Origin of the sequence: Paenibacillus sp. BK033, assembly GCF_004345425.1 — a bacterium.
Lineage (GTDB): Bacteria > Bacillota > Bacilli > Paenibacillales > Paenibacillaceae > Pristimantibacillus.
On sequence record NZ_SLVP01000001.1, the window covers coordinates 1,048,159 to 1,073,254 of the forward strand.

The 25,096-nt window shown below is 51.1% G+C and carries 25 protein-coding genes, 1 other RNA gene and 2 pseudogenes; 16 read left to right on the top strand and 12 right to left on the bottom strand.

The features are described from left to right. Positions 1-22: 22 nt before the first annotated feature. From EV294_RS04545 to EV294_RS04555, 3 genes are all read right to left on the bottom strand, one after another. The gene (locus EV294_RS04545) at positions 23-1,210 is read right to left on the bottom strand and encodes a putative glycoside hydrolase (protein WP_132304216.1); all 1,188 of its coding nucleotides are present in this window, start codon (positions 1,208-1,210) and stop codon (positions 23-25) included. Positions 1,211-1,394: 184 nt separating this feature from the next. After that, positions 1,395-1,583, bottom strand: a complete 189-nt coding sequence (locus tag EV294_RS04550) for a hypothetical protein (protein ID WP_174806585.1) — start codon at positions 1,581-1,583, stop codon at positions 1,395-1,397. Between the two features lie 149 nt (positions 1,584-1,732). Further along, complete coding sequence (locus EV294_RS04555; protein ID WP_132304218.1) at positions 1,733-2,575, bottom strand: YitT family protein; 843 nt, start codon at positions 2,573-2,575, stop codon at positions 1,733-1,735. 158 nt (positions 2,576-2,733) lie between these two features. On the opposite strand from EV294_RS04555, the gene cshA reads away from it, so the two are divergent. The 4 genes and pseudogenes from cshA to EV294_RS04575 form a co-directional block, all read left to right on the top strand. After that, entirely contained in the window at positions 2,734-4,323 is a 1,590-nt protein-coding gene (gene cshA, locus EV294_RS04560) for a degradosome RNA helicase CshA (RefSeq protein ID WP_132304220.1), read from the top strand. Positions 4,324-4,417: 94 nt separating this feature from the next. After that, the gene (locus EV294_RS04565; protein ID WP_132304222.1) at positions 4,418-5,203 is read left to right on the top strand and encodes a YesL family protein; all 786 of its coding nucleotides are present in this window, start codon (positions 4,418-4,420) and stop codon (positions 5,201-5,203) included. A gap of 52 nt (positions 5,204-5,255) precedes the next feature. Further along, positions 5,256-5,438: non-coding RNA, 6S RNA (ssrS, locus tag EV294_RS04570), on the top strand. A 159-nt stretch (positions 5,439-5,597) separates the two neighbouring features. Further along, positions 5,598-5,885: pseudogene (locus EV294_RS04575) on the top strand (DUF1499 domain-containing protein); the annotation flags it as partial. 29 nt (positions 5,886-5,914) lie between these two features. Here the strand turns inward: EV294_RS04575 and EV294_RS31065 are convergent. Both EV294_RS31065 and tpx read right to left on the bottom strand, forming a co-directional pair. Beyond that, positions 5,915-5,953, bottom strand: a pseudogene (locus tag EV294_RS31065) (hypothetical protein). 92 nt (positions 5,954-6,045) lie between these two features. Continuing rightward, complete coding sequence (gene tpx, locus EV294_RS04580; RefSeq protein ID WP_127496561.1) at positions 6,046-6,564, bottom strand: thiol peroxidase; 519 nt, start codon at positions 6,562-6,564, stop codon at positions 6,046-6,048. Between the two features lie 99 nt (positions 6,565-6,663). Here tpx and EV294_RS04585 point away from each other — a divergent pair, with 99 nt between their 5' ends. Then, positions 6,664-7,311 carry a rhomboid family intramembrane serine protease gene (locus EV294_RS04585; protein ID WP_132304226.1) on the top strand — a complete coding sequence of 216 codons (648 nt, stop codon included), beginning with the start codon at positions 6,664-6,666 and terminating at the stop codon, positions 7,309-7,311. Between the two features lie 32 nt (positions 7,312-7,343). Then, positions 7,344-8,261 carry a glutamate biosynthesis transcriptional regulator GltC gene (gene gltC, locus EV294_RS04590; RefSeq protein WP_132304228.1) on the top strand — a complete coding sequence of 306 codons (918 nt, stop codon included), beginning with the start codon at positions 7,344-7,346 and terminating at the stop codon, positions 8,259-8,261. Between the two features lie 67 nt (positions 8,262-8,328). On the opposite strand, the gene EV294_RS04595 is transcribed toward gltC, so the two are convergent. Further along, entirely contained in the window at positions 8,329-9,015 is a 687-nt protein-coding gene (locus EV294_RS04595; protein ID WP_015843741.1) for a zinc metallopeptidase, read from the bottom strand. Between the two features lie 52 nt (positions 9,016-9,067). Further along, positions 9,068-9,508 (bottom strand): MerR family transcriptional regulator, encoded by a 441-nt coding sequence (locus EV294_RS04600; protein ID WP_132304230.1) that lies wholly within the window; start codon positions 9,506-9,508, stop codon positions 9,068-9,070. Positions 9,509-9,850: 342 nt separating this feature from the next. On the opposite strand from EV294_RS04600, the gene EV294_RS04605 reads away from it, so the two are divergent. From EV294_RS04605 to EV294_RS04615, 3 genes are read left to right on the top strand one after another with little or no spacing between them, the layout of a single operon-like run. Beyond that, positions 9,851-11,209, top strand: a complete 1,359-nt coding sequence (locus EV294_RS04605; RefSeq protein ID WP_132304232.1) for an ammonium transporter — start codon at positions 9,851-9,853, stop codon at positions 11,207-11,209. A 40-nt stretch (positions 11,210-11,249) separates the two neighbouring features. Then, positions 11,250-12,317: a DUF294 nucleotidyltransferase-like domain-containing protein gene (locus tag EV294_RS04610; protein ID WP_132304234.1), complete on the top strand. Its 1,068-nt coding sequence runs from the start codon at positions 11,250-11,252 to the stop codon at positions 12,315-12,317. Between the two features lie 17 nt (positions 12,318-12,334). Then, on the top strand, positions 12,335-13,069 hold the full coding sequence (locus EV294_RS04615; protein WP_132304236.1) for a 3'-5' exonuclease: 735 nt from the start codon (positions 12,335-12,337) through the stop codon (positions 13,067-13,069). Here EV294_RS04615 and EV294_RS04620 read toward each other — a convergent pair. Together EV294_RS04620 and EV294_RS04625 are read right to left on the bottom strand one after the other, a co-directional pair. Next, positions 13,055-13,495, bottom strand: a complete 441-nt coding sequence (locus EV294_RS04620) for a M67 family metallopeptidase (protein WP_132304238.1) — start codon at positions 13,493-13,495, stop codon at positions 13,055-13,057. The two genes, EV294_RS04615 and EV294_RS04620, sit on opposite strands and share 15 nt — an antisense overlap. 58 nt (positions 13,496-13,553) lie before the next feature. Further along, complete coding sequence (locus tag EV294_RS04625; protein ID WP_481856048.1) at positions 13,554-14,789, bottom strand: MFS transporter; 1,236 nt, start codon at positions 14,787-14,789, stop codon at positions 13,554-13,556. Positions 14,790-14,888: 99 nt separating this feature from the next. Here EV294_RS04625 and EV294_RS04630 point away from each other — a divergent pair, with 99 nt between their 5' ends. Continuing rightward, a complete protein-coding gene (locus tag EV294_RS04630) occupies positions 14,889-15,422 on the top strand; it encodes a TlpA family protein disulfide reductase (RefSeq protein WP_132304240.1) in 534 nt (177 codons plus the stop codon). 45 nt (positions 15,423-15,467) lie between these two features. On the opposite strand, the gene cimA is transcribed toward EV294_RS04630, so the two are convergent. After that, a complete protein-coding gene (gene cimA, locus EV294_RS04635; RefSeq protein WP_132304242.1) occupies positions 15,468-17,084 on the bottom strand; it encodes a citramalate synthase in 1,617 nt (538 codons plus the stop codon). Between the two features lie 183 nt (positions 17,085-17,267). Between cimA and EV294_RS04640 the strand changes: the two genes are divergently transcribed. Both EV294_RS04640 and EV294_RS04645 read left to right on the top strand, forming a co-directional pair. Continuing rightward, positions 17,268-18,536 carry a DNA polymerase IV gene (locus EV294_RS04640; RefSeq protein WP_132304244.1) on the top strand — a complete coding sequence of 423 codons (1,269 nt, stop codon included), beginning with the start codon at positions 17,268-17,270 and terminating at the stop codon, positions 18,534-18,536. Between the two features lie 148 nt (positions 18,537-18,684). After that, the gene (locus EV294_RS04645; RefSeq protein ID WP_132304246.1) at positions 18,685-18,921 is read left to right on the top strand and encodes a ferredoxin; all 237 of its coding nucleotides are present in this window, start codon (positions 18,685-18,687) and stop codon (positions 18,919-18,921) included. Positions 18,922-18,996: 75 nt separating this feature from the next. Here EV294_RS04645 and EV294_RS30220 read toward each other — a convergent pair whose 3' ends face one another. Beyond that, a complete protein-coding gene (locus tag EV294_RS30220) occupies positions 18,997-19,137 on the bottom strand; it encodes a hypothetical protein (protein WP_165930536.1) in 141 nt (46 codons plus the stop codon). A 173-nt stretch (positions 19,138-19,310) separates the two neighbouring features. On the opposite strand from EV294_RS30220, the gene EV294_RS04650 reads away from it, so the two are divergent. From EV294_RS04650 to EV294_RS04660, 3 genes are all read left to right on the top strand, one after another. Beyond that, entirely contained in the window at positions 19,311-20,408 is a 1,098-nt protein-coding gene (locus EV294_RS04650) for a quinone-dependent dihydroorotate dehydrogenase (protein WP_132304248.1), read from the top strand. Between the two features lie 17 nt (positions 20,409-20,425). Continuing rightward, a complete protein-coding gene (gene yjbM, locus EV294_RS04655) occupies positions 20,426-21,232 on the top strand; it encodes a GTP diphosphokinase (RefSeq protein ID WP_132304250.1) in 807 nt (268 codons plus the stop codon). A gap of 175 nt (positions 21,233-21,407) precedes the next feature. Then, on the top strand, positions 21,408-22,367 hold the full coding sequence (locus tag EV294_RS04660) for an acetylxylan esterase (protein WP_132304252.1): 960 nt from the start codon (positions 21,408-21,410) through the stop codon (positions 22,365-22,367). A gap of 48 nt (positions 22,368-22,415) precedes the next feature. Here the strand turns inward: EV294_RS04660 and EV294_RS04665 are convergent, their stop codons facing one another. Further along, the gene (locus EV294_RS04665) at positions 22,416-22,871 is read right to left on the bottom strand and encodes a MarR family winged helix-turn-helix transcriptional regulator (protein ID WP_132304254.1); all 456 of its coding nucleotides are present in this window, start codon (positions 22,869-22,871) and stop codon (positions 22,416-22,418) included. 187 nt (positions 22,872-23,058) lie between these two features. Between EV294_RS04665 and EV294_RS04670 the strand changes: the two genes are divergently transcribed. Beyond that, entirely contained in the window at positions 23,059-25,059 is a 2,001-nt protein-coding gene (locus tag EV294_RS04670; protein ID WP_132304256.1) for a YhgE/Pip domain-containing protein, read from the top strand. Positions 25,060-25,096 lie beyond the last annotated feature (37 nt).

Sequence of the window (25,096 nt, forward strand, 5' to 3'; positions counted from 1 at the left end):
CGCGACCGAAATAACCGGAGCGTTAATACTTCACTCCCTCAGAATAATGGTTTCCGGCATTCCATAACAGGTACTCGTCGACCCCGGCATCGTGGAGGGCTTTGATCTGTGCTTCTACCTCAGTCGCACCGTACTTGATGTAGTGGCCTTTGCCAAGCCAGCTTGCGGTGAAATCCTGAATCCAAGGCCGGATGATCGGCTTTTTGTCTCCGATGGGATCGAGCTTTTTATGCGTATCCTTCATCGCTCCGGCAATGGTAGCGTACGGACTCTTGTCCGGGTCCTGCTGCTCGAACCAGCCTGACCCGTAATGGCTTGGGTAGATCATCGGCGAGATGACATGGACATCGCTCGATATCTTTACAAAATCCTGGCCGATGCCTTCAGCGGCAGGCACGGAGGCGGCGTAGCCGAATATATCGACGGAGACGCGGACGCCTAACGGCTCAAGCTGCTCCCGGGCATATTTCACGAAGCCGGCAACGGCATCCACGCGGCTCTGATCGGTTTTCGCGAAGGTAAGCGAATCCGCCTTCTTCTCGAAGCCTTCCGGGAAACGCACGTAGTCGAATTGAATTTCTTTGAAGCCCAGCTTGACGGCTTCTTTCGCAACCGCGACGTTATATTTCCACACTTCGGGCATATACGGGTTGACGAAGCTGTCCCCTTTGCCGTTGGCCCACAAGGAACCGTCGGCGCGGCGGTAGGAAAGCTCGGGATGCTTTTTGGCCAGGACCGTATCCTTAAACACGACGATTCGGGCAATCGGATAGACCTTATGAGCCTCCAGCTTCGACATCAGGGCATGAATATTCGAGATATATTTTTGCGTGGTGCCAAGCTTCAGCAGCTCTGGCGTTTGCGTCGGATAGGTTATGTATCCGTTATCATCTTTGACGTCAATGACCATGCTGTTGAGGTCCGTGTCGTCCATAAGCTTCAGCAGCGAGCTCAGACGCGACCCACCGGCGCTGTGAGCCGTTACGTATACGCCTTTGACGGTTGGGGCGTCCGGCTGGGGATCAGCCTTTATGCCGTCTTTAAACGCTTCTGGCGTTGTGGCGGCCATAGCGGGTGCAGCCGGGATAATCGTTTTTCCTGCGGCTGCGTTAAAAAGAGAGGCAGCAAGCTGTTTCGAGGCGGCATTTTCTTCTCCGGTTCCCGTAACAAGATGGTACAAAAGCATCAGCGTCGAAAAGATAATGTCCATAATTATGCCCTCTCCCCGTTAGCGTTTTCATCCAAATTATAAAGCAGAAGAAGGAATCGTGGCATTATTTTTTTCGGTCCGGCCACTTTCTAAGCAGGCAATTGTTTCATGTACGGCTGCAAACAAAAAAGCCTGCCGGCACGAAGCCGACAGGCTGACTTTCTGAATCATATACCCCATCTTGTCATTGCAGTAAAGCCTGTATTTGATGCTCGCAAATGCTATGCTGCACAATTTCCCTTGCATCTTCCGGTTCCAGAACGGCTAATCCATCCCGCAGCACGATGTTGATCGCAAGCTCGCGCTTCGTGAGGAAAGAACTTAGCTCGGGCACCAGCTTTTCCACAATCTGTGACAATGTGACTGTTTCCATATCCACCTGAGCATCACCCTTTCATCATAGGTTCAGGGCAAATCATATGGCAAGAAACCAAAAGTAACGGGATAACCACATTATAACAGGATGAAATGCAAAAACATAGGGATATGTATATGATTCCATGTTTGTCTATTATACGTGGACTAATCCTTCGACCGCCGGAAGTCGCCTATAACCCCAACCGTTTCCACGATATTAACGAAGGCGCGACTGTCGATGGAGGCAATCGTTTTTCGAAGCTCGGCTAACTCGTACCGCGTACGGACGGTCATCAGCATATCTTGTTCCGCGGATGTATAAGCGCCTCTCGTCTTGATAATCGTAATTCCGCGGGGATGGCTTAGCAGCTTCGTCAGCATCTCCTCGGTTTTGGTCGTAATGATAAAAGCCGTCACCTTAATATGCCGGACATGGATAATGTCGACCACTTTCCCCGCGATATAAATGGACAGCAGGGAATAGAGCGCGAGATTCCAATCCTGCGTGTAGAGGACAAGGGCTGCGATGACAAGACCGTTCAGGGTGAAAATAAGAGATCCCACCGGCAAATCCCTTTTGCGTGTTATAATGGACGCGATGATGTCGAAGCCGCCTGAGGAACCGCCGTATCTTAAGGTCATGCCTGTTCCGATCCCCAGAATAATACCGCCAAAGACGGAGGCGAGGACGGCATCCTTGGCAATGGCCGCAACCGGAATGAGCTGGAGAAACAGAGTGGAGGCCAGAACGGTGCACATGCTCCAGACGATAAAACGGCGTCCCACGATAAACCAGCCCCAAACCAGAACGGGAACATTAAGCACCAGATACAGCCAGCCGATATTTCCGCCGGTAATATAGCCGATCATCATCGCAACGCCGGACAAGCCGCCGCTCAGCAATTGATGGGGGATCAGGAACAAATTGAACGCGCCGGCAATAAGCAAAGCGCCTATGGTCATAACAACTGCGGTGACCGCAGGTTTGAATATCCATTTGCTGTTCATTTTTGGTAATCTCCGTAGTTGAATTCGCTGTAAACCAGCGGTTGTTAATCTATGGTAGTATGGCTTTTTGCCCATTGCTGGTATTCGTAAGTTATTATGTGCTATAATGATTTGGATATTTTTTAGTAGGCTGCAGATAAAAGGAGTATGAGAAAAGTTTGAAAACATTTGCTGAATTTGGCCTGGAACCTAAAGTGTTGCAGGCAATTACGGAGCTTGGATTTGAGGAATCTACCCCAATCCAGGACAAATCGATTCCGATCGCAATGAGCGGAAGCGATATGATTGGTCAAGCACAGACTGGTACAGGCAAAACGGCTGCATTCGGAATACCGCTCATCAACAAGATTTCCATTAACGAAGAACGTATCGTTGCATTGATTATGACGCCGACCCGTGAGCTTGCGATCCAAGTTGCAGACGAAATTGGGAAGCTGACTAAATACAAAGGTCTTCGTTCACTGCCGATCTATGGCGGACAAGAAATCGGTCGCCAGATCCGCGCTCTGAAAAAGAAGCCGCAAATCATTATCGGTACACCTGGCCGTTTGCTCGACCATATTAACCGCAAGACAATCAAGCTTGAAGATGTACAGACCGTTGTTCTCGACGAAGCGGATGAAATGCTGGACATGGGCTTCATGGAGGATATCCAAGCCATCCTGAAGCAAGTGCCGGAAGAGCGCCAAACCCTGTTGTTCTCGGCTACAATGCCTCCGAACATTCAGAAGCTGGCACAACAATTCCTGAAAAACCCTGAGCATGTGGCGGTTATTTCGAAACAAGTTACCGCACCAACGATTCAACAGAATTATTTCGAAGTGCATGAGCGTCAGAAATTCGAAGCGCTTTGCCGCCTGCTCGATATGGAATCGCCTGAACTCGCCATCATTTTCGGTCGTACGAAGCGCCGTGTTGATGAGCTCAGCGAAGGTCTGCAAAAACGCGGATATTCGGCTGACGGCCTTCATGGTGACCTGTCTCAGAACCAGCGCGATAACGTTATGCGCAAATTCCGTGACGGCAGCATTGACGTTCTGGTGGCAACCGACGTTGCGGCACGCGGTCTCGACGTGTCCGGCGTAACGCATGTTATCAACTTCGATCTTCCGCAAGATCCGGAGAGCTACGTTCACCGTATCGGTCGTACAGGCCGTGCCGGCAAAGAAGGCTCCGCTTATTCGTTCGTAACGCCTCGCGAAGTGGATCATCTTCACTTTATCGAGAAGGTTACGCGTCAAAAAATCAGCAAGAAACCTTTGCCAAGCCTGGCGGAAGCGATTGAAGGCAAGCAACGCCTTACGGCGGAGCGCGTGCTCGAAGTGGTTCAGAACGATGACTTCACCGAGTACAAGGGCATTGCCATCCAATTGCTGGAGCAATATGACTCCGTGCATTTGATGGCGGCGGCTCTCAAGCTGCTTACCGGCGAGAAGAAAGACGTTAGCGTTGAGCTGACGCCGGAAGAACCGCTTCGCGCTAAAAAACGCAAGCCGGATATCCGCTCGAACGGTCGCCGTTTCTCTGGCGGATCGTTTGGCGGCGGCAATCGCGGCGCTCAAGGCGGCGGCGGTTACCGCGGCCGTGACGACAGACGCGGACAAAGCGGCAGCGGATCCCGCAGCGGATATGAAAATCGCAACCGCGACAATAACGGCGGTGGACGCGGACGCAGCGGCGAAGGCCGCAGTAACAGCAGCGAACCGCGCCGTCCGAAATATTCGTCTGAAGACTTCGTGAACAACTAAGGTATGTAGATCAGGGGAAGTCCGTGATGCCTAACGGGCATCCGGGCTTTCCCCTTTTTTTCATAATCATTCTATTAGGGTAGGGGCGAATCAAATGGAACCAAAAGGCCTTGTTGGCGGTTTGTATCGGATTTCCGAATGGATAATGCGTCTGGCGGTCATTAACATCTTATGGCTGGTATGTTCGATTCCGTTTGTATTTATCGCATGGAGCGGACTTCTTGCAGCCCCGGCGAATACGTCTGATTCTGCGATTACAAGTCAGGTGTATGCTACATTAATTATGATGGCGGTTATCGCGCCGTTCACCTTGTTCCCGGCCACGGCAGCGATGTTTACGATTGCGCGCAAATGGGTAATGGGTGAAGTCGATGTACCTATGTTTAAAACGTTCTTCCGCGGTTACAAAGAGAATTATGTGCAAAGCATGATCGGCGGCATTTTCTACTCGCTTGTACTCGGCATCATGATCATTGACTTTATTGTTTATCAGGATAAATTTAATTTGTTCTCATACCTGTATCTGGCGATCTGCTTGCTTCTCGTTGTTTCCTTATTCAATTTCTTCTCGATGCTCGTGCACTATCATATGAAAACGTTTCAATTGCTGAAAAACGCGATCCTGATTACGATCGGACGTCCGATCCGTTCGTTCTCGACGGCGATTATGGCAGCAGCAGTCATGTACTTCAGCACGCAGTATACGTTCCTTATTCCTTTCTTTATGGGCAGCGTAATTGCTTATCTTTCGTTCTGGAATTTCCATTTGATCTACCGCAAGCTTCAAGATCAAATGGAGAACGAGAAGAAGAAGGCGGCGGAGGAGCAGGAAAACGAGCTTGCGGAGCTTACGGATTCCGAGAGGGACCGTAACCAGTAAATAGCAAGCAAAGCGAAGTTTACTTTTGCCGGATTTACGTCTATAATAGCAATACATCCTGCGATGTTCGTTTCGGCTTTTCGTTGTTTTGAACCAATGGCTGTTTCTAGGGAGACCAACATTGAAACGCGGCTGACAAGCCCTCAAAAGGGGATCTCAAAAACGTTTCTGAGGACACCCACCTGCGAGAGCGGGTTCAGAAGCATGTAAGTCGGACGGCATAGGCGGGTTTTTTCTTGCCATTATAGTGACCGGCAGTTCCTTGGTTGTCCTCACGGGATGATCAAGGAACTGCTTTTGTATGTTGAAACCTGTTTATGGACTTTTTTCATGCATATAAACATGCTACAATTATAATGATGTACATAGATGCTAGAGGGGGAGATCATCGTTGTTGAAGCGCACTCTAATCGGACTGCTTCGCAGTCACGAAGCGACGGGCGATAAAGCTAAAGACCCACTGCTCAAATCACATATTTATAAACTTTCGAAGGAAAAGGCTTGGGAGGAAGTTCTGTCTACCTTGAAGAAAATGCAGGGTTACAAGCTGCTCCACGAAGTGAAGTCGGTTGGGGAGATTGTCATGGAGAAGCGTACGATGACGGGGCGTACAATGGATATTACGGTAACCGTTATTGGCGTGAATCCTGTTACCTCGGCAGTTGATATTTATTCCGCTTCCAAAGGCTCGCTTGGCGATCTTGGTTCCAATTACCGGGTTATTCTTGACATTTACCGGACGCTGGACAAGAAGCTCGCTGCTTTTAAGGCATAAGAAGGAATCACATAATAAATAAAAAAGCGAGGAAGGCAAGCCTTCACTCGCTTTATTTACGCTTAAATTATACGAGAGCTTTAACGGCGTTGATGGCTTGCTCGTAGTTTGGATGTTCTGTCATTTCGGACAGATATTCGACGTATTGTACTTTATCGTTTGCGTCGATAACGAAGATCGAGCGCATATCGAGGCCGAATTCTTTTATGTACACACCGTAAGCTTGGCCGAAGTCATGCGATTTGAAGTCCGACAGCATAACGACTTTGTCTACGCCTGCCGCACCGCACCAGCGGGATTGCGCGAAAGGAGTATCAACGCTTACGGTCAGCACGATTACGTTGTCGCCAAGCGAAGCGGCTTCCTCGTTGAAACGGCGGGTTTGCGCATCGCACACGCCCGTGTCGATTGAAGGAACAACGCTAATCAATTTTACTTTGCCTGCGAAATCTTTCAAGGATACGGAGTCAACAAGCGATTTGTTGACGGTGAAATCGGGAGCTTGGTCTCCAACTTTAACTTCCGGTCCGATTAATGTAATAGGATTGCCTTTAAATGCGGCAACGCCAGTGCGTTCTTGTGACATAATGGATATGTCCTCCTTCTCACGTTTAAGGTTTGTAACAGGTTATATTATAAGCTTTATGAATCGGGGTTGTCCAATGGTTGGAAGGAGTGATGCGTAATGATTTTTTTAAGGTACGAAAGCTTTCGGGGTTATTTGCGCGCTTATCCGGTTACTTCGGCGATCATTGCGCTTAATCTCATTTATTTTATTGCAATCGCCGTGACAGGGGATATTAACGACAATTATCATTTAATGAAGTCGGGCGCATTTGTCAGCTATATGCCCGATAATCCGTATGGTCTCAAGGAGCCTTGGCGGATTATCACCTCGATGTTTATGCATTCAAGCTTTCAGCATATTTTCTTTAATATGTTCTCGATCCTTGTATTTGCCCCGCCTCTGGAGCGATTATTGAAGCCGGTGAAATATGCTGTGTTTTATCTATTGTGCGGTATTATCTCGAATTTTTTCACCGGCGCGGTACATGGTCTGTATGGGGATGACCAGACTATTTATTTGTCCACCGGGGCTTCGGGAGCGATATACGGAGTATTTGGAGCATTTCTCTATATTGCCATCTTCCGGAAGGCTTGGCTGGACCAGAGCTCGAGAAAAACGGTTTACACGATTCTTGGCTTTGGTCTGGTCTTCTCGGTTATTGTGCCTAGCGTAAGCCTGCTTGGGCATGTTGGGGGCGGAGTTGCAGGATTTTTGCTTTACGGCTTATTGGACCGCGCGATGACGAAGAGACGGCGCATGTATTAGAATCAGGATGTACGGGAGAGATTGGAGACATTATGGAACTACGACAGCTTTATTATTTTGTGAAGGTTGCCAGAAAAGAACATGTGACGCAAGCGGCCGAGGAGCTGCATGTTGCGCAATCTGCGGTCAGCCGTCAAATCCATCAGCTCGAAGAAGAGCTTGGTGTGAAGCTGTTTTTGCAGAAGGGACGCAACCTGCAGCTGACGCCGGTAGGGCAGCTGTTTCTTAAACGCGCGGAAGTGATTCTCGATGATCTGGAGAGGGCAGTCGTGGAAATTCACGAGTTTATGGATCCGGAGAAAGGGGAAATCCGGCTGGGCTTCCCGCATAGTCTTGGGGTGTCGGTTGTTCCCCAGGTGGTCGCAGCCTTCCGCAAGCTTCATCCTAATGTCAAATTTCGATTCCGTCAGGGCATGTACCCTTCCTTGATTCGCGATATGGTAAAAGGCGAGATTGATCTAGCTTTTATCTCGCCTTTCCCGGATGAGCATGAGCAGGTCTGCGGCGAGGTTCTGTTAACCGAAGAGCTGTTTGCCATCCTGCCGCCCAACCATCCGCTTGCCGGCGAGCAGGAGATTGATCTTATTCAACTGAAGGAAGATACGTTTGTTATGTTCAGCGAAGGATATTCGCTTCGGCCGATTGTATGGGAAGCCTGCCAGGAGGCCGGGTTTACGCCAAAAATCGGCTTTGAAGGGGAAGAGACTGAAACTATACGGGGATTGGTTGCGGCCGGTATGGGGGTAAGTCTGCTGCCGGAGATGGCCTTGTATCATGCGGGTGTGCTCCAATCGGCCAAGGTTCGCGTAAGAACGCCCAATGTAACGCGGAATATCGGCATCATCCACCGTTCGAACGAGAAGATGCCGCTAGTGGCTAAAGTATTTCATGGCTTCCTGTTGAGATACTTTAATGAGCTAGAAGGCAAGCAGGGGAATAAGGAGAAATAAGCAGCAGAAAAAGGGCTGTCCCATCGTCTTGGCGACGATTGGGGCAGCCCTTTTTTCGTTATGTTGGTTAATCATCGTTGTTCGATGAAGTGAAGATCATAATGTACTTAACGAGCTCCAGCAAGGAGATGAGCGCTGCCGCCACGTAAGTGAGGGCCGCTGCGTTAAGCACCTTGGCTACGCCGCGTTCTTCTTCGTTCGTAATGAAGCCCTCGGCAACCATCAAATCGCGTGCCCGGTTGCTTGCGTTGAATTCGACGGGCAGCGTGATTACCTGGAAGGCAACCGCAACGGAGAAGAAGATGATACCGAGTCCGACAAGGTTCATCGCGTGGAACAGGAAACCGGCGATAAGCAGGAACGGTGCAATGCCGGATGCGATGTTCACGACCGGGAAGATCCGGTGGCGAAGCACCAGCATGGGATAATGTACTTTGTGCTGAATCGCATGGCCAACCTCGTGGCAGGCAACCGCAACAGCGGAAATCGAGCTTTCGTAATAGACCGGCTCGGATAATCTGACAACGCGGTGGATCGGATCGTAATGGTCCGACAAGGTGCCGCGTACGGGCTCGATAGGTACGTCATGCAAGCCGTTGGCATCCAGCATGCGTCTTGCAGCCTGGTAACCGGTCAATCCGTACGTCGTTTGTACGCCGGCCCAGCGGTTGAACGTTCCTTTTACCCGGAACTGCGCCCAAATGGATAAACCGAAGGCAATTAGGATCAGGAAGTCCATAGGGTGAAAAAACATGTGATCATACCTCCATCAGAGTGGTCAAGGAATACATCGATGGGACATATTCTTACATAAATGGCCCTTTGTTAATAAGGAGCATTAACGCCTCGATGCAAGCCGCGGTTTGAGGCATCAGGCGGGTATACAGCCGGTTTGCTTGTCTCGGCTTAAGCTGCTTGATCACCGGCTCCAGCTCTTTTACTTCGCGTTCCAGCTGGGATAGGTGATGCTGAAGATCCGTCAGCTTCTGAGATACTTGCTCCTCGGGCGTAACCTTGCTCCAGCCTTCCAAAGCTTCCTTGATTTCGTCTAGCGTATATTTTTCGTTCTTCATTTGTTCGATACGTTTGAGACGGACTAAAGTTTCATCATGGTACAAGCGATAATTTTTGGCGGAACGTTCCGACGGTTCTAATAGGCCCATTGAGGTGTAATAATCAATAGTCCGAGGGCTGACACCCGCTAACTTCGCGAGTTCGCCTATACGATAAAGCTTCGTATCCCCAATCTCTCCACCTTCTTTCTATAATACTGTCCTTTAATCATAATCGGAAACTAACCGTACAGTCAAACGTGTTACATGAATGTACAAATTTCGCCTCTTTAATGAAGGCTCATAGATTCTGATTCCAAAGTCGTAGATTCAAAATGCGAAGAATGTATAGACTCTAGAACCAATTCACTAAAGGATTTGTGAAAAAACTTAACATTCCGTTCGTTTTTAGACACGAACGTTAGATTTTTTTCTATTTTAGAAGAATATATATTGTCAAATTAGGTGTTCCTGACTATAATGACATTAAGTCTTTCCTAACATGTTAGTAAACATTACATTAAGGGAGTGGTCGTATTGATTAAGAAAATGGTGTTAACTTTAGCTGCATTATGCTTGGTGTTCCCGGCAATGGCGTTTGCCGATGACCCAACGGCAGGAACACTTAACATGGGAATTAACTCGCTGTGGGTAATGGTAGCCTTCGTGCTCGTATTGCTCATGCAAGGCGGTTTTATCCTTTTAGAAACAGGCTCCACCCGAATGAAAAACGCAGGCCACGTTGCCGGCAAAACGATTTTCACAGCAGGTCTTGCGGCATTGATTTATTGGGCGGTTGGTTACGGCTTCGCATTCGGCGCCGACAGCTCGCTTAACGGATTTATCGGATTTGGCGATTTCCTGTTTGATCCTTCTATTATTAGCGTAGACGACGGACTTCCTACTACATTGTTCTTCCTGTTCCAATTGGCTTTCGCCATTGTATCGCTGTCCATCGCTTGGGGCGGCTTCGCGGAACGCGCTAAATTGTCCTCCTACTTTATCTTTACCATTATCTTTATCGGTATTATTTATCCTATCGTGGCTCACTGGATCTGGGGCGGCGGCTGGCTCGCTAAAGACGGCGCGCAAGACTTCGCGGGTTCGACCGTTGTTCACTTGTCCGGCGCTATTGCGGCATTCGCGGCAACCGTGCTGCTCAAACCGCGTATCGGCAAATACAACAAAGACGGCTCCGCTAACGAAATTTCCGGGCATAACCAAGTATTTACCGCACTTTCCGTATTGCTTCTGTGGGTTGGCTGGTTCGGCTTTAACGCCGGTTCTACTCTCGCAATCGGCGATGGCTTCTTTGGTTATGTAGGCTTTACTACCATGCTGGGTGCAGGCGCCGGCGCAGTTGCGGCTCTGCTGATCTCGTGGGCGGTTAACGGGAAAGCCGACATTACGACTATGCTGAACGGTACTCTTGCCGGTCTCGTTGCTATTACGGCTTCTTGCGCATTCGTAGAGCCTTGGGCTGCTGTCGTTATCGGTCTGGTAGCAGGCGTGCTTGTATTCTACAGCGCGAAATTCTTCGAGAAAATCAAAGTGGACGATCCGATCTATGCCATGTCGGTGCACGGCGCTGCGGGTATCTGGGGTACGCTGGCTAACGGTATTTTCGCGACTGACGAATTGGCGGCAAAAGTTGGCGTCGGCCAAGGCGGTCTGATCGATACAGGCAGCTGGCACCAATTGGGCGTTCAAGCGCTGTCGGTTCTGGTATGCGGCGCGTTTGTCCTTGCCGCATCGTTCCTGGTTCTTTTCCTCATTAAAGTAACAATCGGCTTCCGCGTAACGGAAGAGCAAGAAATTATCGGTCTTGACCTGAGTGAGCACGGCGCTTATGGTTATCCTGAGCAACTTAAAAAAGGTCAAGGCATCCAAGGCTAAAACAAGTTTTGTTGGACTGACCTGAGGGGAGAGGCGGCGGATGGGCGATCCGGTACGTGTGCAGCTTCTGAAGCAAATCGGCAAGGCCGATAACGTGAATGTACTGCGCAGTTTGCGGGATCAAGTACACGAGCATATGAAAGGTATCCTCCAGATGAGTCCGGTCGAACAATTCAACGAACAATTAAATGAGCTGCATGATACACTTATCTGCCGCTCAATCATACTTGCGGAAGCGGAAATGGCACGGCTCGGGATTGGTTCTCCCCCCGTGCCATACGCGTATCTATTGTTCGGCAGCGGAGGACGTCAGGAGCAGACGCTGTCGAGTGATCAGGACAGCGGTATTGTGTTTGAGGACCCCGCAAGCGATTTGGAGGAAACCAGGGCTTATTTTCAGCAATTAACCTCAATCATCGTCTCGATGCTGCATCAGTCCGGTTATCCGTTATGCGAAGGCAATGTGCTGAGCAACAACCCGGAATGGTGCATGTCGTTAACCGAATGGAAGGTCAAGCTGAATGGCTGGTTTGGAGAGCCTGCCTGGGAAGCCGTTCGGTACTTGTTGATCATGGCGGACGGAAGGCCGGTCTACGGCGACCATCGTCTTGCTTTTGAACTGAGAGATCATTATTTCAATAATGTCGTAGAGTATCCGAATATCACGAGGCGAATGCTTGACAATACGATGCGCCATAAGGTGCTGCTCGGATTATTTGGCCATTTATTGAAGGAACAATACGGCTCGGATGCGGGAAGTCTGGACATCAAATACGGGGCTTATATACCGCTTGTGAATGCGATTCGGTTATTGGCCATTCAAGCGGGTATCCGCGATACGTCAACGTTGTCGCGAATCCGCACGCTTGCCCTTCACGAACAATTGCCATCGGAGGAGGCTGCGGCTTATGAACAGGCTTTCCTGCTCTTTCTCCGGCTACGGTTAATGACGACGGAGCAGAATGAGGACGGACTATACGCCAACAACGGAAAGCTCTCCAACCGGAGCTTGTCGAGAGAGATGACCGAGGAGCTGAAGAGCGCGCTGAAAACCAGCAAGAAGCTCCAGCGAAAGGTGTTTAAACGGACAACGGGAAGGCTCATGTAAGGCGGTGATGAAAGGAAATGAAGGAACCAAAAGGCGTCGGGCGGATGTGGAACCTGTACAAAATGGGGGGCTTTACGCCTGCCCTTGCCTCCATGCTGGGCTCGCAAAACGCGCAGCAGATGGCGTTTATCCGTTCCATCAACAAGGAGCAGCGCAAACAGTCCATGCTGGATACGCCGTTGAAGGAGCTCGACATCGTAGTTTTCGATTTGGAGACGACCGGGTTCTATCCTTCTAACGGCGACGAGATCCTATCATTTGGGGCGGTCCATATGAAGGGGCTTGAGCTTGACGAATCCAGGCAGTTCCATAGTCTAGTTAATCCGAAGCGCCGTATTCCAAGGCAAATTACCGAGCTGACGGGAATAACAAACGAGATGGTGCAGGATGCGCCCGATCTGATGCAGGTTCTCCATGATTTCATGGAGTTTATCGGAAGAAGGCTGCTCATTGCGCATGCAGCCGGGCATGATAAGCAGTTTTTGAACGCAGCGTTATGGCGGACCTCCAAGGTCAGCTTGAATCACCGGGTATTGGACACGATGCTGGTTGCCAAGTGGCTGGAGCCGAAGCGGGCCTCCTATGCGCTCGACGATCTCCTGGAGGACTTTGGAATTCCGATTACCGAGCGTCACCATGCCCTGCAGGACTCCATGATGACGGCGAAGCTATGGCAGAAGTTTCTTGTCCGGATTTTGGACCGGAACATTATGACATTAGGAGATTTATACGCTTATTTAAGTAAGCATTAGAGCAAGCGGGCGGAAGGTTTGTTCATACAAACGGTAAGGCCGGACATCTGCGGCGGAACTGCCCGGCATGGAGACAATCCAATAAGAGATCCCATCATCGGAGACCGGCAAGCCAAGCCAATCGCGTTTCGAAGGTATGGCCGATGAATTCGGATGGGAGTGGAAAAAACCGACGAGCGACTGTCGGTTTTTTTGTATGTCGAAATACGCGGTTACCCATTCGGCCGGGTCAAAACGGAATGAGCGTACAGGATCCTCGTGTACGTTCGTGATGACATAAGCTTGCGTAACTATAGCGGGAATTTCCGGCGCAGCCGGCGTTCCCGCAAGGATTCCGCAAGCCTCTTGGGGCATCGCTTCCCGGCAGATGCCGAGCAGCTGTCCGTATGCCTGATGAGTAATCGAAATGGTCGAGATGGATAACATGCGAGGCAATCTTCCTTTCCTGAACGATACAGCTCATTATACAAGGCTCAGGAAGGATTTAGCTAGCCGGGTTTGCCGTCTTTTCCGGATGCAGGAGACGGATTGCGAAGAGCAAGGCGACAATGGCCAAAACGGCCAAAAGGATAAAGAGAGCGGTAACCGACCGGTCGGCAAGCCAACTGAACAGCGGAGGACCCGCGGCAACGCCCAAAAACCTTAAGCTATTATAGAATGAAGTTACGATTCCGCGGTGGGTGGTATCCACGGAGCCGGTAATCCAAGTGTTTAGACAAGGAAGAAGCAATCCGGTGCCAACGCTGCTTATCGTGATAAATCCAATAAATACGTAAATGAGCCAGTAACTGAACAAACAGCCGATCAAGGCGGCACTCATAAGCGAGAGTCCGATCAGAATGCATCGGCGCATTTTTTTTCCGTCCTTCTTGATGGAATGTCCGGTCAAATAAGCCGTAATGACAAGACCAAGAAGCGGAATCGCTAAAATACAGCCTTTTAGAACTCCATCTATGGAGTAGGGGGGCTTCTCCAGCAGATCCGACAAATAAAACAAGACGCCGAATAGCAGGAATAGACCTAATGCTCCCGTGCAGTAAGCGGTAATTAGCCAGCGGCCTTTTTCGCGGAATATTTTTTTCATGTCGGCCAAATAGGGCTTGAGCTTCAAGGGCTCGGACTTGGATTCGGGCTCTTTGATAAAAAACCATACGGCGAGCAGCGACGCCGCGCAAAATACGGGAAAAGCAAAAAACGGCGCATACCAGACAATTAGCGCGAGCAGAGAGCCAAGAATGGGACTTACGACTTTGCCTGCGCCGTTGGAGGCTTCAACGATGCCCAGCGCCTCGCTCTCCTGGCCATCCTTATACATATCGCCAACCAATGCCATTGCAATGGGAGCGGTACCTGCCGCCGCAAGGCCTTGCAAGGCCCGCGAGCTGATCAAGAGCCAATAAGAGCCCCAAATCGCCGCAAAGCCCGCAACGATTCCTGCAGCCCCATATACCGCTAATGCCGGAATGATGATTGCTTTACGGCGGAAACGGTCCGACAAATAGCCAATCGCTGGTATGAAAACCGCGGCGCTAACCGAGAATAAAGTGATAACAAGGCTGGATTGAAGCTCGGACAGCTTCATTTGTTTGGCAAGGTCAGGCAAAATCGGGACAAGCATGGAATTGCCGAGCACCAGAACGAGCGGAACGGAAGCAAAAGCGATATACTGCAGCCATTTGTTTTCGGCCATAAAAGAAGAGTCCTCCGATCTAGGTGACATTGTCTTTTTCATGGCTAATGTGCCCCCCGGCTTGAGCTTCCATTCCTCGCCGTGTTACGATAGGCATAATATAGAAATGAACAAGAAAGAAGGGACACCATGAAGCGCGCTACGATGCTGTTTATCGCCGCATTTGTATTGGCAGGTTTAGCGGTGTATCAATACGTATCCAAGGATGAATCAAGCGTTACGGCAGCGGCATCCGACTTTAAACCAAAGGCCGGTTCCGAAGCGTTAACCTTCCAGCTGCCTGGGCTTGACGAGAAGAACTATGCGGTCGGCGGCAAGCAGGACAAGCTGACCTTCGTGAATTTTTGGGCCTCGTGGTGCGGACCATGCGAGCTGGAAGCGCCGGATTTACAGAAGCTGTATGAGAAATACGGGGATAAAATCGCTTTTTACGGCGTAAATGCCACAAAGTTCGACAAGGAAAGAGCAGCGAGGCAGTTTGTGGACGATCACGAATTTACGTTCCCGATTCTAATGGACCGAAAAGGGGACGTTACCAATACGTATAAGGTGGATACATTCCCGACAACCTTCCTGATCGATTCATCGGGAGTCATACGCGAGAGAATCAACGGCGTTATCACGATTGACGAATGGGAACGGCTAATCGAGCAATACAGCTAAAATAAAAACGCCCGGCAGACCAGCTGCCGGGCGTTTCTTTCTTTGTTAGTGGTTTATGACACCGATACGTTCGATATTGTCAAAGCTTGCCGTTGTTGATTTCTCCATGTTAAGCAAAGCATAACGGATACTGTCGACAAGCGCTTCCCAGCTTGCTTCAATGACGTTGCTGGATACGCCTACCGTGCTCCACGTGTTGTCTACGTTAGAAGATTCGATCAGAACGCGTACCTTCGCTGCAGTTGCATCCTTTTCGTCAAACACGCGAACCTTGTAATCCGACAGATGAATCTCTTCGATCTTCGGATAAAATTGCACCAGCGCTTTGCGCAGGGCATTGTCGAGCGCGTTAACAGGACCGTTGCCTTCTGCCGCGGTGTAGACCTGCTGGCCGTCTACGTTCAGCTTGACGATCGCTTCGGAGTTCATCTGGCCTTTCGCGCCGCTCTCAACCAGAATCTTGAACGACTCAACCTTGAACACTTCAACCGGTTCGCCAAAGGCCTGGCGGAGAAGAAGCTCCAGGGATGCGTCCGCGGCCTCGTATTGATAGCCTTGGTGTTCAAGCTCCTTGATGTGATCCATAATCGCTTTGGTCTGCTCGTTATTGGCATTGATATCCAGTCCAAGCGATTGCGCCTTCGAAATAATATTTGATTGACCGGCAAGCTCGGATACGAGAATGCGCTGCTTGTTCCCTACAAGCTCAGGCTGGATATGCTCGTAGGTTTTGGAGTCTTTCATAATCGCGGATACGTGAATGCCGCCTTTGTGGGCAAATGCGGCGTTGCCGACGTACGCTTGTCCGACCGGCATATTGACGTTCGCGATCTCGCTCACGTAACGGGCGGTGCCCGTTAGTGTCCGAAGCTTCTCTTCGGGGAGAACATCGTAGCCCATCTTGAGCTGAAGATTCGGGATAATCGAGCAGAGATTCGCGTTGCCGCAGCGCTCGCCGTAACCGTTAATCGTACCTTGCACCTGACGCGCGCCGGCCTGAATGGCCGCGAGAGAATTGGCCACGGCCAGCTCGCAGTCATTGTGGGTATGTATGCCGATAGGCGCCGTCAGCTCCTGACGGATGCGGCTAACAATTTCGTGGATTTCACCCGGCAAGGTGCCGCCGTTCGTATCGCAGAGCACCAGCCAGTCCGCACCGGCTTCCTGGGCCTTGCGCAATACCGCTACCGCGTATTCCGGATTGTTTTTGTAACCGTCGAAGAAATGCTCGGAATCGAACAATGCCTCCATGCCTCTGTGCTTCAAGAAAGCAATGGAATCGTAAACCATGGATAAATTCTCTTCCAGCGTTGTCTGCAAGGCGGTATGCACGTGGAAATCCCACGACTTGCCTACGAGCGTAGCCGCCGGTACGCCGGACTCCGCGATGCGCACGAGGGAAGAATCTTGATCAGCCTGACTGAACTTACGGCGAGTGCTTCCGAATGCCGTAATTTTCGATTGAAGCTTCAAGCTCTTAACCCGTTGGAAAAACTCAATATCCTTGCCGTTGCTTCCAGGATTCCCGCCTTCAATATAATGAACGCCGAGAGCGTCAAGTTTTTGAGCAATTTTGAGCTTGTCGTCCGCTGACAGGCTGATTCCTTCGCCTTGCGTACCGTCGCGCAGCGTAGTATCAAATATTGTTATCGATGTTGTCATAGCCGGGAACGCCTCCTTCTTCACTGATCGCCTACACAAATATAATTAACTATTATAACACTTGTTGATTAGAATGTAGAGAGGAGCATGGAATTTTTTAAAATATTACGCACATCCATTTGGATTTGACGCATCTTCCCAAAGGGCGGTATTCTGGGAGGAGTAGGAAGGTGATTATTGGCTATGGCTGACACACACAAGGACTATCCGGCCAAAGGGCGCGTCATTCTTCATTTGGATATGAATGCATTCTATTGCTCCGTGCATGAAGCGGAGGAACCAGAGAAATATAAGGGGAAGCCGACGGCCGTTGCCGGAAGCGTGGAGCTCCGCAAAGGGATTATCGTCACCTGCTCCTATGCCGCGCGAAGCAAAGGAATCAAGACGGGCATGACCGTCAGGCAGGCGATGCGGCTTTGCCCCGATCTCATGATCATCCAGCCGGATTTTGAGCTGTACCGCAAATATTCGCGCGGGTTTATGAGCATTGCCAGGGAATATACCCCGCTTGTGGAGCCGATCTCGATTGACGAATGCTATATGGATATTACCGGCTCGAAAATATTCGGTTCCCCGCTCGAGATCGCCGAAGCGCTGCAAAAGCGGATCGCGGAAGAGTGGACGCTGCCTTGTTCCATTGGCATCGCGCCTAATAAGCTGCTGGCCAAAATGGCTTCCGACATGAAGAAGCCTAACGGGTTGACGGTATTGCGGCTGCGGGACGTCCCGAATGTCTTGTGGGATAAACCCTGCGACGTGCTGCATGGCCTAGGGAAGAAAACGGCAGATAAGCTGGAGCGGCTGCGTATCCGCACGATCGGCCAGCTCGCCGCGGCGGACGAGGAGCTGCTGATTCGCCAGTTCGGCGTATACGGCTCGTGGATGAAGTCGGCCGCCCACGGCATTGATCCTTCCGAGGTGCGCGCGGACCGGGAGCAGAGCAAGTCGATCGGGCACACCACCACGCTGCCTTACGATGTAACGGACAGGGAGGATGCCCACCGGATACTGCTGAATTTGGCCGACCAGACGGGTCGCAGGCTGCGTCGTCAAAAGCTGATGGCATCAACGGTCCAGATTACGATCCGCAAGCCGGATATGGCTACCATAACGCGTTCCAGCACGCTTCGCGCCCCGACCCATTCGACGGATGTTATTTATCATGAAGCCTGCCGGCTGTTTGATGAGCATTGGAAGGGAAATGAACCCGCCCGACTCTTGGGGGTTACCCTGCAAAATTTGACGGCGGAGGAAGAGACTGCCGTTCAGCTCGATTTGTTTGATTACAAGGAGCAGCCGCGCAAGGAGGCCTTGACCAAAACCATGGATGTGCTGCGGGACAAATTTGGCGAGAACGCGGTGCTGACGGCGGGCATGCTGGGCGATGATCCGTCCGTGCTTATCCGCAATAAGCGATTGCGCGGCACTTCTCTCCAAAAGGATGAATTGTAACAATTGCTTAGGCATAGCTTGTTGCCAAGGTGGTCGGTTTGTTATATATTGATGAGTGAAGGTTCACACTAATTATAGCGAGCGGTAGATACATCACGACGTTTGCTTAAGCATTTTTATGTCTATTTTTTTGTGGGAGGGAATACCAATGGCTAAATTTACATGGGTAGAGAAAGACACCTGTATCGCATGTGGAGCTTGCGGCGCTACGGCACCAGATATTTATGATTACGACGACGAGGGCATTGCCGAAGTCATCTTCGGAAACGACGGCAACCATGGCAATACGGAAATTCCTGAGGATCTGTACGACGATCTGCAAGATGCTTGCGACGGCTGCCCTACAGATTCGATCAAGATCGCTGACGAACCGTTTAATATGTAAGCTGTCATAATAAAACTCCATGCTACTTCAGCCTTCGCTGAGAGCATGGAGTTTTTTTGCGCGTTTTGCATATCGCTATTGATTGAGGACGAGGAGGACCGCAACGGCGGCGATAATGACAACCACGACCGAACCAATCCAGGCGAGCGCCTTGACGTTTACCTCTTCTTTCGGCTTCTGTTTCATAGCGGGAGCTTTCCGTTTGGCTGTGCTCATCGTCAATCAACCTTTCCTTGGGAAAAATGAAAACCATATACCCATATTGTAAACGGTTTCTTGTTCTGCCGCAATATCCGGAAGGACTTGCCGGAGAGCGCCGCCCTTTTCTTTTTCTTACAAAAAAGATAAACTGTCAGGTAGGACAGAAACTTGAAACGGAGTGTGTAATCTTGCTTTATTCTTCTATTCTTAAACCGGTATTTTTTCAAATGGATCCCGAAAAGGCTCATCACCTCGTCATTGACGGCCTGCATACAGCCGGACGCGTTCCGGGCATGAACAACATGCTGCATGCCATGTACGGCGTGGCCGAATCGCCGGAGCTTGCGGTCGATCTGTTTGGCATTCATTTCCCGCATCCGGTTGGACTTGCCGCCGGGCTGGACAAAAACGGCGTAGCCGCGGACGGCTTCTCCAGCATCGGCTTCGGATTCGCCGAAGTAGGAACGGTAACGCCAAAAGGACAGCCGGGCAACGAACTGCCGCGGCTTTTCCGTCTGCCTTCCGACGAAGCGCTTATTAACCGGATGGGCTTTAATAATGAAGGCGCGGAAGCGATGGCCCGCCAGCTGTCGCAGCGCAAAATTAACCGGATCCCGATTGCCGTAAACGTCGGTAAAAATAAAGCAACGCCAAATGAACGGGCTCACGAAGATTACCGTTCCTGCATACAAGTGTTATATCCGTATGGCGACTTCTTTGTCGTCAACATCAGTTCCCCGAACACGCCGGATTTGCGCGCGCTGCAGCATGGCGACGAGCTGCGCACGCTTCTTGGCGAAGTATTGGAGGAAATCGGGCTTCAGGCGTCGAAATTAGGTAGTAAAGCAAAGCCGGTTCTGGTGAAGATTGCTCCTGATATGACGGACGAGCAGCTTGAGCTTACCGTCTCGACGATTAAAGACAGCGGTGTAGCGGGCATTATTGCGTCGAATACGACGATTTCACGGGATGGGCTTAGGCATCCTAATGCCAAGGAAACGGGCGGACTTAGCGGAGCGCCGCTTCGCGAGCGCTCGACCGAGGTTGTTAGGGCGGTATACCGGCTGACGGAAGGCAAGCTTCCGATTATCGGATCGGGCGGAATTTTTACGGCGAATGACGCATACGATAAAATCCGCGCCGGGGCCTCGCTCGTTGAAATTTATACCGCTTTGATCTATAAAGGTCCAGGAGTACTCCGCGAACTGACGAACGGCTTAAAAGAACGATTGCGTAAAGACGGCTACCGTAACATATCGGAGGCAGTGGGCGCAGATCATCGATAGGAACAGGAGGCGGCCGGATGGATGGAAGAGATTGGAATCTTTTTTTACAGCCTTATGAGCAAGCAGTTGAAGAATTGAAAGTGAAGTTAAAGACGATGCGGGTCGAGCTTAAGATGCGTGAGGCGTATGCTCCGATCGAGTTCGTTACCGGTCGTGTCAAGAAAGTCTCCAGCATACTGGAAAAAGCAAGACGGCTTAGCGTGCCCGCCGATCAGCTGGAAAAAGGCATCGAGGATATCGCGGGTATCCGGATCATGTGCCAGTTCGTAGACGACATTCACCGCGTCGCCGGGTTTATCCGCATCCGGAAGGATCTGAAGCTTGTCTACGAGAAGGACTACATTACCAATTACAAGGACAGCGGCTACCGAAGCTACCATATGATTGTGGAATATCCGGTACAAACAGCGCTTGGCCAAAAATTCGTGCTCGCCGAGATTCAGATTCGCACGCTTGCGATGAATTTCTGGGCTACGATTGAGCATTCGCTGAACTATAAATATAAGGAAAGCTTGCCGGATGACGTTCGCGAGCGGCTGAAGAAAGCGGCCGAAGCGGCATTTCTGCTCGATACGGAAATGTCCAGCATCCGCCACGAAATTCTGGATGCGCAGCGCGACTTCGAGGAACGCTCCAACGTTGTCTCCACCGTGCTCAGCTCGATTCAGGATTTGTATTTCTACCACCGCGTGAGAGAAGCGGCACAATTTCAAATGAAATTCAACGAGCTGTTTGAGCAGGAGGATCTGTATGGTCTCAAGCAGCTGTCGGTTGACATCGAATCGGCGATCCTTCGTGCGAAGAAGAGCAACCATACGAACTGAGGATCGGATTCATAGAAATCCCGCAACTGCCTAAACGCAGTCTGCGGGATTTTTTTCTGCGCGGATGGGGTTGTCAACACGCACCCGGCATGCGAATATGGAAATGGAAAAGATGGAGGACAAGAAAAAAGAATGAGGCCCCGGGTCATGGGGCTAAAAGAAAGGGAAATGATCTATGCCGCTTATTGATATGCCGCTTGAACAGCTGTACAGCTATAAAGGACGCAATCCTCGTCCGGAAGACTTCGACGCTTATTGGGAGCGCGCGCTCGAAGAAATGCGCGCGGTCGATCCCCAAATCGAGCTTGTGCCAAGCAGCTTTCAAGTACCGTTCGCGGACTGCTTCGACCTTTATTTCACCGGCGTGCGCGGAGCTAGAATCCATGCCAAATACGTCCGTCCGAAAAATGTCCCGGAGCCGCATCCCGCCATCATTCAATTTCATGGATATACCGGGAATGCGGGGGACTGGTCCGATAAGCTAACTTATGCGGCGCTGGGCTATTCCGTTTTCTCAATGGATTGCCGCGGACAAGGCGGGCTGTCGGAGGATACGGGCGGAGTGAAGGGCACTACCCATAACGGACATATAATCCGGGGTCTGAACGACCACCCTGACAATCTGCTTATGCGCCATATTTTCCTTGATACCGCGCAGCTTGCGGGGATTGCGATGGATCGACCGGAGGTTGACCCCGACCGGGTCGGGGCGATAGGCGGATCGCAAGGCGGCGCGTTAACGATTGCCTGCGCATCGCTGGAACCGCGTGTTTCGAGGCTTGCGCCCGTGTATCCGTTCCTGTGCGATTACAAACGGGTGTGGGAGATGGATCTGGCGAAGGACGCGTATGCGGAGCTGAGAACCTTCTTCCGGCATTTTGACCCTCGGCATGAGCGGGAAGAGCAGATTTTCGAGAAGCTTGGTTACATCGACCTGCAGCATTTAGCCAGCCGGATCAAAGGGGAAGTGCTCATGACCGTAGGACTTGCGGATACGGTTTGCCCGCCTTCCACCCAGTTTGCGGCTTACAACAACATTCATGCGCCGAAATCGGCCGATATTTATCCCGACTACGGCCACGAGCATATTCCGGAAGTGTCGGACCGGACGATTCAGTTCATGCTTGGCCTATAGAGTCAAACCAAAGAGGAGGTTGTCCGATATGGACAACCTCCTCTTGTATTATGATCGTGCCCGGATTCGGTGTTCGGCGGTCTCGTTGAATTTGAGCAGCAGATCGCCGAAGGCGCGAACTTCTTCCTCGCTCCAATCGGTAAGAAGATCCTTGAAAAAGGCTTCTCTCGACTCGCGAACCTCCGCGAGCAGGGGAGGTGCGTCCTCCGTCAGCTGCAGCAGGCTGATCCTCGCGTCAAAAGGATCGGTTAACCTCGAGATCAGCCTTTTGGATTCCAAGGCCGCAATCTGCCGGCTTACCGTAGAGATATCCAGCTGAAAGGTGGTAGAGAGCGTCTTGATTCCGGTTGGTCCCGCTTTTTCCAGGTGCTGAAGAATCAGGTACGAGGAGCGGTCCATTTCCTTGCCCATAATGTTGGAGAGCCTTGCTGCCTCGGCCCGGCGGATGAAGATCGAGATTTGGCTTTCAATCATGCTGAATGGCGACTTTTCGTTCCTGTCCATATCGCTATTTCCCATTCCTGTCTTAGTTTCTTAATGTTAGCTTACCTTTGGCGATTGCATAATGCAAGCAACCTCATGGTAAGTAATGTATGCCGACGAATTAAGTATTTGCATTCCGGCCATAAACTTGTATAATACAATGGTTATTAGTTGTATTATACAAATAAATAATGGGAGTGCATGTTAAATGAAGGGGAACTTGTTCTGGCTGAATCTGAAGCTGATGGCTAACCACAAAACGCTTCGGATCGGCTCGATCGTATTGTTGTTTATTCCGCTGCTCTATACAGGCATGTTTCTGGCAGGCTACTGGGATCCTTACGGCCATATGGACAAGCTGCCTGTCGCGATTGTCAACGAGGACAAAGGAGCAGTCTCAGACGGCAAAGAGCTGCATCTTGGCCAAGATATCGTGGATAATATGAAAAGCGCCCATACGCTGGATTACCATTTTGTAGAGCGGAATGAGGCGGAGAAGGGGCTTTATGACGGCGATTACTATTTAACGATCGTTATTCCGGACAACTTCTCGCAAAGCGTTACGACGCTCACGGAGGATCATCCGAAGCCTGCCGATTTGGTCTATATGACGAATCCGGGCAACAACTATGTATCGGGTCAGATCGGAAGCAACGTGCTGAAGGAGCTGGCGAACCAAGTCAGCCAAAATATCGTAAAAAGCTATACGCAGACCGTTTACGGGAAAATGCAGCAAATGGCCGACGGCTTTTCGGCTGCCAGCAGCGGCGCGGAGCAGCTGACGCAAGGAACGGAATCCGCGCAGGATGGCGTAAGCAAGCTCAATAACGCGATAGCGTCGCTGGCAAGCGGAGCGGGCAAGCTAAGCGACGGCGCGAAGCCGCTCGAGCAAGGGATTCAGCAATTAGCAGGCGGAGCTGCCGGTCTGTCCGCGGGGACAGCTGCAATGACCGATAACCTTGCCAAGCTGAAGTCTTCAGGTGAGCAGCTTGCAGAAGGGGCAAATGCGCTGCAGAAAAATACGGCCGCATGGAATGAGGCGGCAGATGCCGCAGCCAAGGCCTCTTCCGGGGTAATCGGATCGGCTGAAAGCCTGCAGTCACAGATCAAGGCCTATGTGGAGCAGCATCCCGAACTGAAGGATGACGCTGCTTTCTCGGCCATTGCAAGCGGCAGCGAGAAGCTTGCTCAAGCTGCTGACGGCGCCTGCGAATCCGTTGAAGGATTGAAGCAGCCGGCGGAAGCCATTCGGCAATCCGGTGCGAAGCTGGCTGCCGGACAATCGGCATTGGCGGACGGCCTAACGCAGACTTATGAGGGCAGCGTCAAGCTAGTAGCCGGAAGCGCCCAGCTGAAGGACGGACTTGATGCCTATGGCAATGGCATCGGCAAGCTGCAAAGCGGGATTAACCGGCTTGCCGGAGGCGCACAGCGGTTGAACAACGGTTCGCAGGAGCTGCTCGGCGGGGTTATCCGCCTCGTGGACGGCTCCCAGCAGCTGACGGACAAGCTGTCGGATGCGGCACAGTCAACGGCGGGCATCAAAGCGAGCGATTCGGAGCTTGACATGTACGCCCAGCCGGTACAGCTCGAACAAAAAGAGCTGAATACGGTCAAGACGTACGCAACAGGGTCGGCTCCGTATTTTCTGGCGTTAGGCCTCTTGGTTGGTTCGTTAATGGCTTCTAACATTGTTCATTTTCAAGAGGGACAAGTCCGATCCGTCTGGCAAAAGTTCTGGGGCAGAATCGGCGTCTTTTATCTGGTAGCCGTGCTGCAGATCATCGTGCTCGACCTCATCGTGCTGTATGCGATTGGGCTTGACGTGCAAAGCGTGCCGAAGTTCTTCCTGTTTACTCTCGTTACGGCTTGCATGTTCACGACCCTGATTCTGATGCTTGTCGCGATCTTCGGAACGCTTGGCAAGCTGGTTGGCATCGCGCTGGTCGTTACCCAGCTGGCGAGCAGCGGCGGTACGTTCCCGATGGAGCTTGCGCCGCAATGGATTCAATCCGTCGGACAGTGCCTCCCGATGACGTATGTGCTTCGCGGCATGAAAAGCGTTATCTCCACAAGCAACTGGGATATGTATTGGAGCAATACGGGCATTCTGCTTGCCTATCTTGCCTTGTTCGCGGTTATTATGCTTGCAGCGTACCTGATTCGTTCTGCCAAAGAAACAGCTGCAGCGCCGGCGGCCGCACACTAGAAATGCTTGCGTACTTGCCCGTTTCCGGGTAGTCTCA